Here is a 16,457-nt window from a genome sequence, read left to right as displayed (position 1 = left end):
CTTAAAGAATACCAAGGCGCAACTATGTCATGTTTTGTTTCCTGCAAGCCTTAGCGTTTAAAAGCAAATACATTACCCAATGTTAGTTTCAAGCTCACATTCCTTATTAAATTAATCGTTTAAGCTGGCATTGGGCAGTGTATAATCACTGGCTAAGGTGATGTTATAGCATTACAAAAACAATCTATTTTATATCGAAAACTAGGTAAAAATATGAAGTTTAAAACGTATTCTTGGGTCAGTATCCTCTCTATTTGTTTTTTATTAGTTGGGTTTGGGGCAAGTGCAAAAGACATAGAAGTTGCAGGCACTTTAGTGGCCGAAGGTAGCCGAGAAAACATTAGTATTCCTGTGGGAACGGGTGGGGGGAACAGCACTGAACCAGAAACCTTTATCCCAGTAACCGTTATCAATGGGGGTAAGTCAGGACCTGTACTTGCTACCATCGCTGGCGTTCATGGCTATGAATATAATTCAATATTGGCCACTGAAAAATGGCTTGCGAATATCGATCCTAGTACGATAGCCGGTACTATCATTGCGGTGCGAGTAGCGCATATACCTGCTTTTGAAGAGAAAAGTATTTACGTAAACCCTTATGATAGAAAGAACCTAAACAGAAGCTTTCCGGGCAAGGTTGAAGGCACGCAGACAGAGCAAATAGCGTGGAATCTATCGAACCACGTTATTGCAAAAGCCGACTTTGTTATCGACCTTCATAGTGGTGATGGAGCTGAGTGGCTTGCCGGTTTTGTGGGTGTCTATGGTGGGCCGCTTTCCAGTAATTACGCACAAGCCATGTTAGTGGCAGAAGGGTTTCAATTCCCAAATATCGTAACCTACAAAATGAAAACACAAAAACAAGTTGATACTCGTCGCTCGCTCAATCGCCAAGCGGTAGCCCATGGTGCACCTACCATTTTGGTTGAAATTGGTGAGAACGGCTCAAAAAAAGAAGAGCACATAAATGCGATGGTAACAGGGCTTGAAGAGGCCACTCGTATTTTGGGTATTACTTCGCCTTCTAGTATTAATACCAGCAAAGCTGACTTAGCTTCACAGGGGGCACCTGACCGTCGATATTTTGAAGGTACTTTTTCTGTACCGGTTAACTTTTCGGGTTTATGGTTTCCTGAAATTACTACAGGCCAATTTTTGAAAAAAGGTGATATGTTAGGGGTAGTAAAAGACTATTTTGGCAATACGGTTGAAACTGTTATTGCGCCAGAAAGCGGCTTTGCGCTTTACGGATTATCGGGGCCTTCAGTAAAACAAGGGCAAAGCATTATGACTATTGCCAAGCAAGTAAAATAGGAAGATTTGGATCAAGAATTAGCTTAAAAATTTGTTTTAATCTTAATATAGCAAGATGAGGCAGTGGCATTCCCGCTTGCGGTAATGTCACTGCCCACAATACTAGATGTTTGCTACAACTGCGTTGTAGAAAGCTTCTGGGCTAGTTGCTTCGTTTGCTGCAACTGATAATGCCATTTCAGCACGAACAGCCGTAACAACATCAGCGCGAGCCGCTTCGTTTACTTCTAAAATATCAAGCATTGCCGTTAGGTGTGCGCCTGAACCTTGACTCGTCTCTTCAATAACATTGTTGAAGTTATTTTGAATGAATACGGCCGCAGTAGTCATTTTACCTTCACAAGAATCAGCAGATGATACTTTTGAAGAAACCGCAGTTGTCCCTAAATCCCAAATAATGTTTGAAATTGCAGCAGCTGTGCCATTGTCATCAAAGATAACAGCGCCAATACCACAGTGCTTCCACGGGTTAATGTTGTCATCAGCTGATACGTTCCCAGCAAAAGCGGTAGTCGTAAGAAGAGCGGCAAGTGTTAGTTTTTTAAACATGTTTATATTCCTCTGATTGTTATTAGTAATAATGTGAAATGAGCAAGCCGAAGTCAGTACCATGCTTGTTATCAATATTTGCTCTCACGTCCCAGCGCTGATTAATTGCATATCGTGCGGTAACAGAGAGGTAATGTTGATCCTTCGATGGCTGGTTAACAAACCATTGTTGTCCTACTGCTAGTGACATCGCTATTTCAGGCGTAACATGTGCTACGCCTCCCACTTCTGAACCCACAGCGATAAAGCCGCCATTCAGATTAGAGCTGGTAATAGAAGTACTGAGCGCCGCGTAACCTACAAGGTTGTGACGAAACGCCCAAGACTTCCCAATAAAACTGTCGATATAACCTGCGCCGCAGTGGGTGCAGTTATTAGCTTGTTCTTTGTAGCCAAAGGCCAGTTTCCAGGCCCAATTGCTATCAAGTGGTAATCCTGATTCAGATGCATTTAAGTTAATAATTCGCACCGGCGTAAATTCTTTTACTGCTAGTCCTTCACCCTCTAGGTAGCGAAGACGAAGATTAAAGGTAGTGAGTTCAGAGTAGGGAATTCGCCCCGCATTTAGCGTGAGTAGGTCGTAGTAATTGGCCCGAAAGTTCAGCTCCCCCGCTAAGTCGCCTGCTGGTGTGTTGTATAAACCAAGGCCAATGCGCGTGGTATCTTGTGCCTCATGAGGAGGGCGTCTATCTACGCTTTTCCAGTTTGGTTTACCCGGCGCCATCGCAAACCGCTTTATCATGGCCTGCCGCTTTTGTGCTTGTTGTGTAACGGTGAGCTCGTCTTCTTTTTGTTCAATAAACGCAAAGTAGTCGTAAAGGGTATCGATAACCCGTATCGCCGATGCGTCACCTAAAGCAGCAAGTTGCTGTTGCGTGTCTTTAGGCGCACTTTCTAGAATGTGCAGTAAGGTTTGCTGTTCTTTGCTGGTTAATTGTTGCCAGCGATCATAAAGTGTTTGCTGACGTGAGCCATGGTAGATAACGTCATTAAACATGGGGCGGGTAGCTTGATGGCGCTGCATCATTACCACTAAATCAAATGGCATCACCCACACCTTATTGGGGGCAATCAGAGATTCATCGAAAACTAAGCTGAGTAACTTTGCTAATTGGTAGGCACAGTTTTGCTCAAAGAAATAATAGGTCATTGTGGCATTTTCTAGCTCCCATAAATGGGCAAGTAGAAATTGAATATCGTCTTGGGATAGGGCAAGTTTATATTCCCACATATCGCGAAGCTCGGTTTCGCTATAAGTTAAATGATGATGGTGGTATTGCTGGTTAGAGAACTTACCTTGATAGCCGCCCAATATGCCTTTAGTGATGTAAACCAACTTGTTTTCGTTATCGGGCACCTTGGCCCCATAAGAGAAGGTGTTATCGAGTAAGCCGTCTTCTGATTCACCATTAAACTTCAAAAATACATGGCCAAACATCGACGCGGGGTTACCTAAGTAGCCTGAAGCAAAAATAAGGCTGACGCTGTGGGTAGAAAAAGCATCTAAATATTCTTCATACTGTGGGCATGCCACGTCAGGGAAGCTAAGTGTGGGTAACTGTTTTTCTATAAAACGTTTACGTGCAGGAAATTGACACTGGCTTTTTGGGTTTTGCGAGAAGGCATGAATAGTCGCTTCAAGTTCCGAAAGTGGATTTTCAAAGCCATTTTCTGCTAAATAGAAGTTACTGCCATTGTGGTGTAGCGTTACTGCGGTTTGCTCAGCATGTAATAGCTGCTTCCACACCTTGTGTGATGCAAGGTTATTTATATGTTGAGACGCATCGTTAGCGTAAACTAGCGTTACGGTACACAAAAATACTATGCAACAGCGGGTGAAAAAGGAATACAACGCAACTTCCTATATTAAATCCATTTAAATTCGCGACAACGACGTAAAATAAACCGTTTCGTTGCGCAATGAAGATTGCAGAATATGCCTTCGCTGCGGGGTATATACAAGTTCCAATTACAGATAATTTGTTACTAATTGCTACTAGGTGCCTTAAATTTCGCTTCAAAAAGGTGAGGTGAAAACCATTTTCTTTCACCTCGTTTGTGCTTAAGGGAAACTAAAAATCAATAAATTAAAAAAGGAGGGCTGTAATTGGATCTCGTTACTTATTGGCTAACCGCTGATGGCGCTATCTCGATAACTACCGCCGCAGTGCTAATAGCAACCTCTACGATGACGTCCTTGATAACCGCCACCTTTGGTATTGGCGGTGGCGTGTTGCTTATTGTGGTAATGGCGGGAAGCTTGCCAGTATCTGCACTTATCCCTGTGCATGGATTGGTACAGTTAGGTTCAAACGGCAACCGAGCACTAATGACCTTTCGTTATGTTGATTGGTCTATGGTGAAGTTCTTTTCGTTTGGGGCGTTGTTGGGGGCGGTGCTGGCTACGTTTATAGTCGTGCAATTGCCTTTAGTGGTTATTCAATTTGCTGTAGCGGGTTTTATCTTATTTTTGGTGTGGGGCAGCAAACCGAAAGCGCAGGAAATGCAACCCGCAGGGCGAAGTCTAGCGGGGCTGGTCACCACGTTAATTTCTATGTTTGTCGGGGCTACGGGGCCGTTAGTAGCCGCTTTTGTGCATCGAAATAACTACAATAAAATGCAGATAACCGCCACCATGGCCTCGTGCCTTACCTTTCAGCATGGGTTAAAAGCGTTCGTTTTTACCTTTGTTGGATTTTCTTTTTTTCAATGGTTAGGGTTAATTTTTGCCATGATTATAAGTGGCGCAGTGGGGACTTACGTGGGGCTAAAAGTACTCAAGAAAATTCCAGCCGACAAATTTCTCGTGTTATTTAAAGTTATTGTCACCTTATTAGCTTTTCGCTTAATTGTTCAAGCAACAGCTGACTTAGTGTAGGTCAGCCTGTTCGCTATTGTTTGTCTATGAATTACTCAACGTAAGCGTGATAGGCGAATATCTTCGCCTATCACTTTACATTTTTTATCGTAATTTACATGTTAGCTCGCTTTGGGAACGGGCCAGCTAAAAGCGATAGCTTGCTGAGACCTGCCATTCCCTGCCAGTCCCAGGCAGTTTATCCCCTACCGCAATATCGACATCTGATACGCGGTTAACACCCGCGGTATGAGCGGTATAGTACTTATCAAACGCATTTTGAAGCTGTGCCGACACGCTGAAAGCTTGAGTAAGTTGCCAGCGTGCGCCTAAATGTATAAGCCCGTAACCTGATGTACTGCTTTCATTTTGGAGGGCAGACGTATGATTTTGCGCACCCGCTAAATGAGAAGTAACCGACAACATAAGCGGCGATTGCATTAGCTCGCTTTGCCACTCGATACGGGTAGTTAGTTGCTCGGGGGCAATGCGAAATAGCGCGTCGTCTATATCGTCACGGTTACCATGGCTAACACTGGCGGTTGAGGTTAACAACAAGTTATTCGATAGCTTAGCGTTAATAGTTACATCAGCTCCTTTAATAACAGCGTCAGTATTAGTCCATTGAAATGGTGTATCTGACCCCATCATGGTTGAGAACATAACTGCGGCTGCATTGCTGCTCGGTGTGCCAGCAATGTAGTCTTCTATGTCTTGGTAATAAAGCCGTGGTGAAACCGTCCAGTTGTTTTTGCTGTAAGTAACACCAAACTCAATTTGACGAGCAGTTTCCTTATCAAGTTCAAGGTTACCAATGTAATTGAGCCCGTCAGCCATGCCGCCTGTAATGCCTAACGGTAACCAGGTGTAACGTTCGTAATAGTTGGGCGCACGGTTTTTTTGTGAGATACCCGTAAATACTGTCATGGTTTCGCTTACGGGTACTTGAATAGTGGCTGCCGCATCTAGCATATTGTAGGTTTCACTACGTTCGGCATTGTTGAAGTTAGACGCTAGCATAGCCACCGCATCGTTCATCATCACCATGTTAGAGCCAATTGCATCAGCGTCCATATCAATTTGGGTATAACGAAGGCCCAGCAAGTAATCAGCGGTGTCGGTTGTTCGATGCCATTCGGTGAAACCACTGTAGGTATCGCGGGTAATATCGCTAAAGTTGTTGATATAAAATGCGCTGTTATTCGGGTTGGTGATAACAGAATTATTTCGGCTGTGTAAATGGCTAAAGCCTACTTCGAGTTCACCATCAAGGGCAGGGGTAATGTAAGTTGCCTCTACACCCTGCGCCACAGAATCGGCGTCGTTTTGTCTAGCCATGCTTGCCATTGAAATCGCGCGTTGGGAAGCATTATCCATGGCGTGTTGGTTGCTATTGCCAAACACGCTCATTTTCAACATACGCTCATCATCGGCTTGATATTGATAACCTAAGCGATACCACGCCGCGTCTATAAACGAAATATCCATTGCAAGCGCCGCAGTGCCGCTGTTGTTAGTGTTCAGTGTTTGGTAGCTGACATCTAGACTATGCTTGCCCCAACTATAGCCCGCGCGCAGTTTTCCGCCGTTTCTTTGGTACTGAGAATTAGGAATAGTTATGTTTGAGGCGGTATTGCTAGAACCAGCCTCGCGATCTTCGCGTTGCTGGTGGGTGAATGCGCCGGTAAAAAAGCCATTGTCTGCGCCATAAAACGCATTGGCTTGGTACTGCTGTGCATCGCCGGGAGAAAGTGCACTGGCGCTGGCATTAAACTGCAGGCCGTTAGCTTGTGAAAATAAGTGCTGAGCGTCGGCACGAATGTCTAGCTTACCACCTAAGGTTTCAACCCCTGCACTTACCGGTACTATTCCGCGATACAGCACGGCCTGAAGCCCAGGTTCAGGTAACACGTGTGAAAGCGGGGAGTCCATGGAATTTGGACCTGCGCCCGCTATATCTACTCCATCAATAGTCACGCCGACTCTGTCACCATAAAGGCCACGATACTGGATTAGCCCAGTTACGGGGCCATTTCGCGAAATAGTCACGCCAGGTAGCGTGGCGAGTTGACCACCATAGTCAGCTTCGGTATTGGTAGAGGCTGAAACGGGCGCATTATTGGTGGCGGTGAGCGGTTCGCCAATAACGGTAATCACTTCTGTTGATGAAGTTTCTTGAGCATACAAAAAGGGGGATAAGCCAGCAGAACATACTGCTAGTGCAATGGCTGTTTTTTTCATAATTATTCCATTTCTAATTAAACAACGTCAGCGATAAAGCTGATTAAAGCGCGTTATAAGTAAAGTGTGATGGGAAAACTATGAAAGAGGTGGAGCGCGCGAGAGCGGAGCTGCGTAGGCGTATGCCGTGTAGGGTCGCTGTGCAATGGCAGTAGCTAGGTTGTTAAAGCGAACAAAGGTGATTAAAGGAAGTGAAAAGTCAGGAGCCGTAACCGCATTGGGTAAATCAGAAAGTAGACTGTTGGTACAGTCGATATGTTCTACCGGTACCTTGCTGATATCGACGCTAACATAAACAAATTCACCGGCATGCTCAGTAGCGCTTAATGATATCCAGCGCATGGTACTGCCAGTACAAATGAGTTCTATATCGTTACTGCTGTCATTCAATTCAGTAGTCAGTTGCTGCGCCTTTTCCATTGTTACAGCCGCAAGCTTCAATGCCATCGCATTTTGCAATAGCAAGGTTAGGCAAACTAGCAGTGTAAATAATGACTTCAATGGCAAAGCGCTATTCTATTTCTACCGGAACTTACTTAATAATACGTTAAATATAGGATGTTGAAAGGGGTTTTTACCGCGTGTTATTTAATCTTTAGTCCTAACGCTTGAAGCTTACGGTACAAGGTTCGCTGGCTGATACCCAGTGCTATGGCTAGGGAATCTATACTGCCTTCATGTTTTGCTATTACCTCTTCTAGGTACTTAGCTTCAGCAGCTTCCAGAGTGAGAACACTTGCGCAGTTATGGGATGTGGGCTCGCAGACTAACTCGGGTAAGTCTGTGGGGTAAATAACATTTTCATCTGCCAATAAGTACGCTTGCTCCACAATATTCTTGAGCTCACGAATGTTACCTGGATAGGTATAGTGGCTTAGCACTTCAAGAGTGGATTTGTGTAAGCGTTTTTTCGAGGGGAGTTCATGCAACATGTGGCTGCACAGCATGGCAATATCGCTTTGACGCTCGCGAAGCGGCGGAAGGTGTATGGGGAAGCCCGCAATTCGGTAGTAGAGGTCTTGTCTAAATTCACCTTTTTCCACCAAGGACTTTAAGTCTTTATGGGTAGCGCATACTAAACGGAAATCGGCTTTTTTAACTTGAACGCTTCCAACTGGGCGGTAGGTTTGAGTTTCAAGCAGCCGCAGTAACTTCACTTGCATGGTAAGAGGAACATCGCCAATTTCGTCAAAAAACAGCGTTCCACCTTGGGCGGCATCAACCAACCCCTTCTTGTTCGATTGCGCGCCTGTAAAAGCACCTTTCTCGTAGCCGAATAACTCCGATTCAAAAAGCGAATCAGCTAACCCAGTACACTCTATTACTACAAAAGGTTTTTCGGCGCGGTGGCTACTGGTATGCAGGGCATGAGAAACCAGCTCTTTACCTGTACCCGTTTCACCTTGAAGCAACACGGCTATATCGGATTTTGCGGCCCGATTAATTTTATTCAGCATCGCTTTAAAGGCGGCAGACTCACCTATCATTTTACCCTTAGTCGGGTAATTTGAGGCGAACGCGAGTTTATCTAATATTTCTAAGTAACCAAGCAGGTCGCCGTTAGCATCGTGAACCGGTCGCATGAGAATATCACAGTAGCTTTGACCGCTTTTTGTGGTGTGAATGTGAACCACACTTGCAGTGCGGCCGGTTTCTTTGCATTGTTGAATAGGGCAACTTTCACCGCATTGATCACAAGGCTTGGTATTACCGTGTGACACCTTAAAGCACTGGCTATCTCCCGGAATAATATCCACAGGATAGGTATTACGATAAGGCTGATTAACCGCTTCTATTACATATTGATGATTGATGAAAATAGCGGGTTTATCGATGGCGTCTATCATTGCTTGAACAATCGAGATATTCATGTAACAGCTTCACCTAGCAATACGGGCTGGGTATGCATGACGTATGCACACAATTCGAACCCACAAGATAACTAATCTAGGTTTAAGGTATCACATTGGCACGCGCCTTGTAGGTCTGTTGATGAACAAGTGTGTAACTTCAAACCCAACATATGTAGGTGGGTAACTCTCCGGTACGAGGAAAAAAAATGAAAATGACATTAACGGTTGGTGTAATAGGTGGATTACTTTTGTCAACTGGGCTGTCGGCCAAAACTCTGCAGCCGCAAGACAGCTTAGCGACACAACAGGAAACGGAAGCCGTCATACTAGCAGGACCCGAAGGCAAGTTAAATCAAGCACGTACCAATGCTAAAGCATTGGGTGGTGCTTTAAAAGCACGGCTGCAACAAGCGATAGCTAAGGGCGGTTTAGAAGAAGGTGTAGAAGCATGTTATGTGGCCGCTGGGCCTATCGCGCAAGCACTCAAGAAGGATGGTTGGACCGTGGGGCGCACCGCGCTGCGGGTGCGTAATCAAGACAACCAACCAGATGGATGGGAAGAAACCCAATTGCACGAGTTTGCAGATGCCTTATCTAAGCAATTGCCTATGCCGTTAGAGGCATCACGTTGGAATGAGGAAACCGGTGAATTACGCTATATGTCAGCGATTGTTACGGGGCAAGTGTGTACGGCTTGTCATGGCAATAACGTGGATCCTGCGGTGTTAGGTATTATTAGGGAAAAATACCCTGAAGACACCGCAACGGGCTTTGCGCCAGGAAGTTTAAGAGGTGCTTTTACACTTACCTATTCACCCGAATAGCCTTTTCTTTTTTCAAGGAAATGCAACGTGTCTTTACCGGCATCCGTTAACGGCACGCTATGCATTTTTTCCTGCATTCCCCACCTTTCCTGTAAACGCCCCACTCTCAAACCTTTCCGCTACTGCTCATATCACTTTTTTGTGTCAAAAATGGCACTGATTGACATTTTTGGCGCATTCTCCTCTCATCTTGTTTGAGGTGGATCAAGGCGGTAAATCCAACTTGATGGAATAATTGCGCCGCATGGTAGGGAATACAGGTGGTGATGGGCAATCGTGCCATAGCTGGCGCAAAGCTTGCTAAACCTCCTTCAGAAGTACAAGTCTTACGGTGCGGCCTTATTTTTAAGGTTATTGATTTAAAAGAATTTTAGCGGCTTGCCGTACTGTTTTTTAACTAGGGAGAAAACCCATGAGCGATACGTTAGTCGAGCTATCGCGGTGGCAATTTGCGCTAACTGCGATGTTCCACTTTATATTTGTGCCCTTAACCTTAGGGTTGAGTTTCATGCTTGCCATTATGGAATCCGTTTATGTAATGACAGGCAAAGAAATTTACAAACAAATGACTCAGTTTTGGGGCAAGTTGTTTGGTATTAACTTCGCCATTGGTGTGGCTACCGGGCTCACTATGGAGTTCCAATTCGGAATGAATTGGTCATACTATTCTCACTATGTTGGGGATATTTTTGGGGCACCGCTGGCTATTGAAGGTCTGATGGCGTTCTTCCTAGAATCTACTTTTGTTGGGCTGTTCTTCTTCGGCTGGGATAAAATGTCAAAGGGAAGGCATTTAATGACCACTTGGTTAGTGGCTATTGGCTCTAACTTCTCAGCACTATGGATCCTCATTGCCAACGGCTGGATGCAATACCCTATAGGGGCTGAATTCAATTTTGAAGCCATGCGCATGGAAATGACAAGCTTTGCTGAGGTTATCTTTAACCCGGTAGCACAAGTTAAGTTTGTGCATACTGTTTCAGCTGGTTACGTAACGGGGGCCATGTTTGTATTGGCTATTTCGAGTTACTACTTACTAAACCATAAGCATATTGCCTTCGCTCGACGTTCCTTTGCCATTGCTGCGAGTTTTGGCTTAGCGGCTACCTTGTCAGTTATTGTGCTTGGTGACGAAAGTGGCTACGAATTAGGAGAAGTGCAAAAAGTAAAATTGGCAGCGGTTGAAGCGGAATATGAGACCCATCCAGCACCTGCGCCTTTTACTGTATTTGGTATTCCTAATGATGACAAAGAAGAAACCGAATACGCACTTCAAATTCCTTGGGCGATGGGCATTATTGCTACTCGTTCACTTACTGAGGAAGTTAAAGGCTTAAAAGACATTAAAGCAGAAAACCGCTTACGTATTCTTGATGGTATTAAAGCGTACGGTTTGCTCGATAGTGTTCGAGATGGAACGGCTTCAGCAGAAGAACTCGCGCTGTTTGAGGCACACAAAGATAATATGGGTTACGCCATGTTGTTAGAGCCATTTACGGATGATGTAACACAGCCTTCTGAAGCAGCCTTACAAAAAGCAGTGGATTACAGTATTCCTCAAGTTGCCCCCTTATTTTGGAGTTTCCGCTTAATGGTGGCATCAGGCTTTATTATGTTAGCTGTGTTCTTAGCTGCCTTCTACTACAGCACCCAACATAAAATTACGCAGCCTCGCTGGTTATTAAAAGCTTCATTGTATAGCTTGCCGCTTCCTTGGGTGGCGTGTGAAGCCGGTTGGTTTGTGGCTGAGTTTGGTCGCCAGCCTTGGTCTATTGCAGAGATTTTACCGGTGCATGCGTCAACGTCTAATTTGTCTATCTCTGACATTGTCACTACGTTAGTCGCTTACTCAGCGTTTTACACTGTGATGTTCATTGTTGCCTTCTACTTAATGAAGAAATTTGCCAAAAAAGGGCCAGTGCCCCCTGAAGATAACCATAGTGATGAAGATGACGATTTAATCGACTTTGATGCAAAAGGAGCAAACGCATGATTGATTATGAATTTCTTCGCGTAGCCTGGTGGTGCCTTATTGGTGTGTTGTTGATTGGTTTCGCAGTAACCGATGGGTTCGATTTAGGTGTAGGTTCATTGCTGACCATTATTGGTAAAACAGACAAAGAACGTCGCGTAATGATTAATACCATTGGGCCGCATTGGGATGGAAACCAAGTGTGGTTCATTACGGCTGGTGGTGCCATTTTTGCAGCATGGCCGATGATTTATGCTACTGCTTTTTCTGGCTTTTACTTAGCCCTAGCACTAACGCTTATTGCGCTTTGGATGCGCCCAATTGGATTTGATTATCGCAGTAAATTGCCAAATGCTCAGTGGCGAAAAGCATGGGATTGGGCGTTATTTGCTGGCGGTTTCATCCCTGCGCTTATTTTTGGCGTGGCATTTGGTAACTTGTTATTAGGTGTGCCGTTTGAATTCGACAACACGCTTAAATCAACGTACACCGGCTCTTTCTTTGGGTTGCTTACCCCATTCGCTTTGTTGTCTGGGTTGTTGTCAGTGGCTATTTTACTTAATCACGGCGCAGCATGGTTACAAATGAAAACGGATGGTTTCATTGAATCTAGAGCACGTGTAACGTCGTTTATACTGAGCCTAGTGGCAGTAGTCTTATTCCTGATTGCCGGTGCGTGGGTAGCATTTGGGTTAGATGGTTTTGTTATTACCTCTACCGTAGATGCCTTAGCCACCTCGAATCCAATGAAAAAAGAAGTCGCTATTGAAGCGGGCGCATGGATGACGAACTACTCACGATATCCATGGATGATTATTGCGCCTGTTTTAGGTGTGGCAGCAGGGCTCGCATGTGCCATGTTTTCTCGCAAAGGAAACGCAGGGATGGCATTTGTTTCAAGTGCACTGCTGATTACTGGCGTTATATTAACTGCGGGCTTCTCAATGTTCCCGTTCTTGATGCCCAGTATCACTATGCCGGAAGCTAGCCTTACGGTATGGGATGCCACCTCTAGTCACTTAACCCTAAATATCATGTTTATTGTGGCTTGTATCTTTGTGCCTATCATCTTGTGCTATACCGCCTATGGCTACTATGTAATGCGTGGGCGAGTCAAAAATAGCGACTTAGATCAATCTCACACTATTTATTAAGGAGTAGCATATGTGGTATTTCACTTGGATCCTCGGCGTACTGCTAGCGTGTTCATTCGGTATTTTAAATGCCATGTGGCTAGAGTCTACCGAAGATATGGACCGCCCTGAAGACGCCGAATAGCTGATTTATTTAATGTTCACGGCGTAATATAAAACGTAAAAGGCAACGAGCTGGTGTATTCAACGCTCGTTGTCTTTAGTTTAACCGTTATTTTAACCAGCTATTTTAAAAGATAGGCAGTGCGATAAAGTCAATGAAAAAGTTAGACAGGCAGACATTTCAAGCTAAGTTTAATCAACTCGACAACACGCACAAGCTTGGCGCGCGCAGGCGGGTTTTGATCATCACTTTGGTGAAGTGTCTGTCTCTTTTTTCACTGATTATCGCTTTTTATTTTTTCGCTCATGCTATGCATGACTGGATAGTAGATACCCATAAAGCAAGCCAATTTCATATTGTAGGTTTATCTGTCGCGTTGTTTATTAGCTGGATAGCTCAAGGGTTGGTAAACACGCTTACGCTGTCATGTAAGAGTCAGTTGATGCAGGCTATGGAGCAAAAGTTACAACTTATTTTCGCCGAGCAACAGCACGCCCTCATTCGTCAACATTCACTTTTTTATTGGCAATCACTTTGGGTGAAGCATATTCGCTCTATTGCCAATTGGGCTTTCGATTACCGCGTACAGCAATATGTTGCAGTACTTGTCCCATTGATGGCGCTAGTCATTATTTTTTACGTTAACCCCGTAATAGGAATGGGGTTAGCTATAGCCCTTCCTATTGTTCCTTTATTTATGGTTATTGTTGGTAAAGGAGCCGCCAGCTTACATCGCAAGCATTTCGTGGCGCTTGAACGGCTAGGTGGGCTTTTTACCGATAGACTTAATGCACTGCCTTTAATGGCGAGTTATCGGGCTCACAATACGCAGATGCGTTTGCTTAATAACGCCAGCGAACAACTCAATAAACGCACCATGCGGGTGGTAGGCGTCGCGTTCTTATCATCGTCAGTATTAGATTTTTTTGCCACTTTATCGGTAGCCTTAGTTGCTGTCTTTATAGGTTTTTCACTGCTCGGCGAGCTTAACTTGGGGCCTGAAATTTCCTTACAGCAAGGGCTTTGGGTGTTACTAACGGTGCCGCTAATTTTAAGTGAAATGAAAAAACTGGGGCAGGTTTATCACCAAAAAGCTGAAGCTGAAGCGGCCAGCGAGTGTTTGTTTTCGTTGTTTGATACGTTGAACGACAATGTGTCTGTGAAGAAAGGGGAAGTGAGCAAAGGCGAAATGAAGAACAAACCATTTTCTGGGTTTGATGCTCAAAATTTCCGTGTATCCAATTTACTTAAAGCCGAGCACCTTAAGGTTGCTTTAGGAGAACATATTCGCCTAAATGGCGTTTCTGGAAGTGGTAAAACGGTATTGCTAGAGGCGTTAGCTGGCCATCGCAAAGCCTCTCACGGCTTTGACGGACATTGTGTCTGGGTGAGTCAAACTCCCGTTGTTTTACCTGGCAGCGTGAGAGAGAACCTCATACTTGATGCCCACTATAGCGATAGTGCGTTGTGCGAGGTGCTAAATTCAGTTGAGCTCGCTGATTGGCTTTCGTCGCTGCCTGATGGCCTCGATACTTTGATGACTGAGTACCCCAACCTTTCCGGTGGTGAAGCGCAACGGCTTGCGTTGGCTCGTGGTCTATTAAGAGATCCAGATATCTGGTTATTAGATGAACCCACCGCGCATATTCCCGATGAACAGCACCATCGTCTTTCGCAGCTTATTTCCCGTGTCACTCAAGGCAAGACTGTGATTTGGGCATCGCATAAGTTATTGCCCGCGCATTGGTTTGACGCGCATTGGCATATTGCAAACGGGGAGGTAACGGTGAAATGAAATACTTACCTTCAAAAGCAGCACCTGATTCATCAAAAGCGCCTTCGTCACTAACCGGGCAGACGTCAATGGCTGCGTATGGTGCTCTGGGTTTGGCCTTGCTTCATGGTATCGCGGGCTTAAGTATTCTTATCATATCATCTTGGTTTATTGCCATTAGCGCGATAGCACCTTTAGGGTTTAACTATGTTATTCCAGCGGTGGTCATAAGGGGGCTTGCGCTACTTCGAATTGCTAGTGGTTACACCACCATGTGGCTTGGTCACAACGATTTATTAACGCGCATTGCCAAAGCGCGCTTAGCCGTGTTTGAACAATTAGCGTCAAAGCGTCTTGAAAGCAAAGCATGGACAGTTGAAGCTCTCGCGAACCATACGGAGCAACTTGCATCAGCCTTTATTGCGTGGGTTTCGCCACTAGCCTCGGTTGCGCTGCTAATGACAGGGTTATTGTTCACTGGGTATCTCATGAATGTGCCGGGTTATGGTTTTTTCATAGCCCTAGCCATGCTGTGGTTGGTGATGAGTGTTATCACCACGCTTTGCGGGCTTAAAACCGTGGCTAAAACGGCGCAGGAAGAGCTTGAGTTTCGGCACCAAAGCGCAACGTTTTTTCAAGCAAGTAGTTTGTGGCACCTTAAATCGAAAACTTCGAAAGGCTTGTTTAATGCCCCCAGTACCCAACAGGCACAAGATGCGCAATTAAAAGAGCAGGCGCTAGTGTCCAGAGCCATGTGGCTTTTTCAAGGTGGCGTATTCAGTTTGGTTGTTCTGGTTGTTGTTAGTGCTAACTCAGCGGCTTATTTCGTTCCGCTCGCATTAATCACGCCTATGGTTCTGTTAGCAGCGCCAGACTGGGCAAACGCCACTTTTAGTAGTGTGGTTAAGTTCGCAAAGTGGCAACATAGCAAAGCAGAGCTACAAGCAATGCACACTCAGTCTTTACCTTTACTAAATGCGCATAAACCTAGGGTATCACTTTCATTAAAAGATTTTATCGCACAAGACAGAAACCTACCTACGGTCAATATGCAGTTTGAGGCTACAGGGCTTAGCGTGCTCAAGGGGTATTCAGGGTGCGGTAAGTCGAGCATTCTACAAGCCATATGTGGGCTAATTCCTTTTGAAGGGCGCCGCTCAATAGACAATGTTGCCACTGTGCAAGGCATGTTAGAAAAATGGATTTACGTTGAACAGCAACCCATTATTTTGGCAGGTACCATTAAACTGAACTTAGATCCTGCTGCCACTGGGATCAGTGAAGAGTCCATGCACGAAGTTTTAGCGCGTGTTGGTTTACAGCACCTTTCTGCGTTAACTGAATGGGTTGGTAAAGGAGGAAGGGCTTTATCAGGCGGTGAAAGTAAACGCTTAGCATTGGCCAGAGCCTTATTAGCAAAACCTGATGTGCTGTTAATCGATGAGCCCTTTGAAGGGCTAGATAGCGAAGCACAGCAGCGAGTCGCTGAGGTCATTAATGAGAGTGCACTTTCGGGATTAGTTATCGTTGCTACTCATGTTGTTCCGGTGGCCCTGCAGCCTAATGCAGCGTTTACTCTGGATGAAAAAGGTGACCAAAGCAAATCCCATCATTCTCGTCAAAATCACAGTCATCAATACACGTATGGCGATGATGAATTACCTATAACTTCATCGGTCTACTCAACGCTAACGCCTAATGAGCAACAGCAACAAGCGCTAGCAGAACTGCAACGCCATGAACGCAACACGGTACTTGGTTTTAAGCCGCGATAAACTACACGGCGAGGCTTGATACGTATGCGGGCTATTATTTG

General features: G+C 45.0%; 13 protein-coding genes. 8 read left to right on the top strand and 5 right to left on the bottom strand.

Going from position 1 to position 16,457, the window contains the following annotated elements; translation table 11 throughout:
• The first annotated feature begins 213 nt into the window (after positions 1–213).
• Positions 214–1,314, top strand: a complete 1,101-nt coding sequence (locus tag JKP82_RS09925) for a M14 family metallopeptidase (RefSeq protein WP_218396846.1) — start codon at positions 214–216, stop codon at positions 1,312–1,314.
• 102 nt (positions 1,315–1,416) lie between these two features.
• Here the strand turns inward: JKP82_RS09925 and JKP82_RS09920 are convergent, their stop codons facing one another.
• Both JKP82_RS09920 and JKP82_RS09915 read right to left on the bottom strand, forming a co-directional pair.
• A complete protein-coding gene (locus JKP82_RS09920; RefSeq protein ID WP_218396844.1) occupies positions 1,417–1,863 on the bottom strand; it encodes a DUF3015 family protein in 447 nt (148 codons plus the stop codon).
• Positions 1,864–1,885: 22 nt separating this feature from the next.
• Positions 1,886–3,715: an Lnb N-terminal periplasmic domain-containing protein gene (locus tag JKP82_RS09915; RefSeq protein WP_218396842.1), complete on the bottom strand. Its 1,830-nt coding sequence runs from the start codon at positions 3,713–3,715 to the stop codon at positions 1,886–1,888.
• A gap of 255 nt (positions 3,716–3,970) precedes the next feature.
• Here JKP82_RS09915 and JKP82_RS09910 point away from each other — a divergent pair, with 255 nt between their 5' ends.
• Positions 3,971–4,741, top strand: a complete 771-nt coding sequence (locus tag JKP82_RS09910; protein ID WP_218396840.1) for a sulfite exporter TauE/SafE family protein — start codon at positions 3,971–3,973, stop codon at positions 4,739–4,741.
• A gap of 126 nt (positions 4,742–4,867) precedes the next feature.
• On the opposite strand, the gene JKP82_RS09905 is transcribed toward JKP82_RS09910, so the two are convergent.
• From JKP82_RS09905 to JKP82_RS09895, 3 genes are all read right to left on the bottom strand, one after another.
• Positions 4,868–6,961: a TonB-dependent receptor gene (locus tag JKP82_RS09905; RefSeq protein ID WP_218396838.1), complete on the bottom strand. Its 2,094-nt coding sequence runs from the start codon at positions 6,959–6,961 to the stop codon at positions 4,868–4,870.
• A 78-nt stretch (positions 6,962–7,039) separates the two neighbouring features.
• A complete protein-coding gene (locus tag JKP82_RS09900) occupies positions 7,040–7,462 on the bottom strand; it encodes a hypothetical protein (protein ID WP_232370704.1) in 423 nt (140 codons plus the stop codon).
• An 83-nt stretch (positions 7,463–7,545) separates the two neighbouring features.
• Complete coding sequence (locus JKP82_RS09895; protein WP_218396976.1) at positions 7,546–8,808, bottom strand: sigma-54 interaction domain-containing protein; 1,263 nt, start codon at positions 8,806–8,808, stop codon at positions 7,546–7,548.
• Between the two features lie 212 nt (positions 8,809–9,020).
• Between JKP82_RS09895 and JKP82_RS09890 the strand changes: the two genes are divergently transcribed.
• The 6 genes from JKP82_RS09890 (at position 9,021) to JKP82_RS09865 (ending at position 16,416) form a co-directional block, all read left to right on the top strand.
• Positions 9,021–9,638 (top strand): Tll0287-like domain-containing protein, encoded by a 618-nt coding sequence (locus tag JKP82_RS09890; protein WP_159533836.1) that lies wholly within the window; start codon positions 9,021–9,023, stop codon positions 9,636–9,638.
• Positions 9,639–10,050: 412 nt separating this feature from the next.
• Positions 10,051–11,631 (top strand): cytochrome ubiquinol oxidase subunit I, encoded by a 1,581-nt coding sequence (locus JKP82_RS09885; RefSeq protein ID WP_159533834.1) that lies wholly within the window; start codon positions 10,051–10,053, stop codon positions 11,629–11,631.
• Positions 11,628–12,764: a cytochrome d ubiquinol oxidase subunit II gene (cydB, locus tag JKP82_RS09880; protein WP_159533832.1), complete on the top strand. Its 1,137-nt coding sequence runs from the start codon at positions 11,628–11,630 to the stop codon at positions 12,762–12,764. The genes JKP82_RS09885 and cydB overlap by 4 nt, the downstream gene beginning before the upstream one ends.
• Before the next feature lie 10 nt (positions 12,765–12,774).
• Positions 12,775–12,888 carry a cytochrome bd-I oxidase subunit CydX gene (gene cydX / locus JKP82_RS09875; protein ID WP_013786436.1) on the top strand — a complete coding sequence of 38 codons (114 nt, stop codon included), beginning with the start codon at positions 12,775–12,777 and terminating at the stop codon, positions 12,886–12,888.
• Between the two features lie 133 nt (positions 12,889–13,021).
• The gene (locus JKP82_RS09870; RefSeq protein WP_159533830.1) at positions 13,022–14,662 is read left to right on the top strand and encodes an ABC transporter ATP-binding protein/permease; all 1,641 of its coding nucleotides are present in this window, start codon (positions 13,022–13,024) and stop codon (positions 14,660–14,662) included.
• Entirely contained in the window at positions 14,659–16,416 is a 1,758-nt protein-coding gene (locus JKP82_RS09865; RefSeq protein ID WP_218396837.1) for an ATP-binding cassette domain-containing protein, read from the top strand. Before JKP82_RS09870 ends, JKP82_RS09865 begins: the two co-directional genes overlap by 4 nt.
• The last annotated feature ends 41 nt before the right edge of the window (positions 16,417–16,457 follow it).

Source organism: Alteromonas lipotrueae, from assembly GCF_019249215.1.
Taxonomy (GTDB): domain Bacteria; phylum Pseudomonadota; class Gammaproteobacteria; order Enterobacterales; family Alteromonadaceae; genus Alteromonas; species Alteromonas lipotrueae.
Note: the sequence above shows the minus strand (reverse complement) of the source record. Positions and strands in the feature narration are given on the sequence as shown.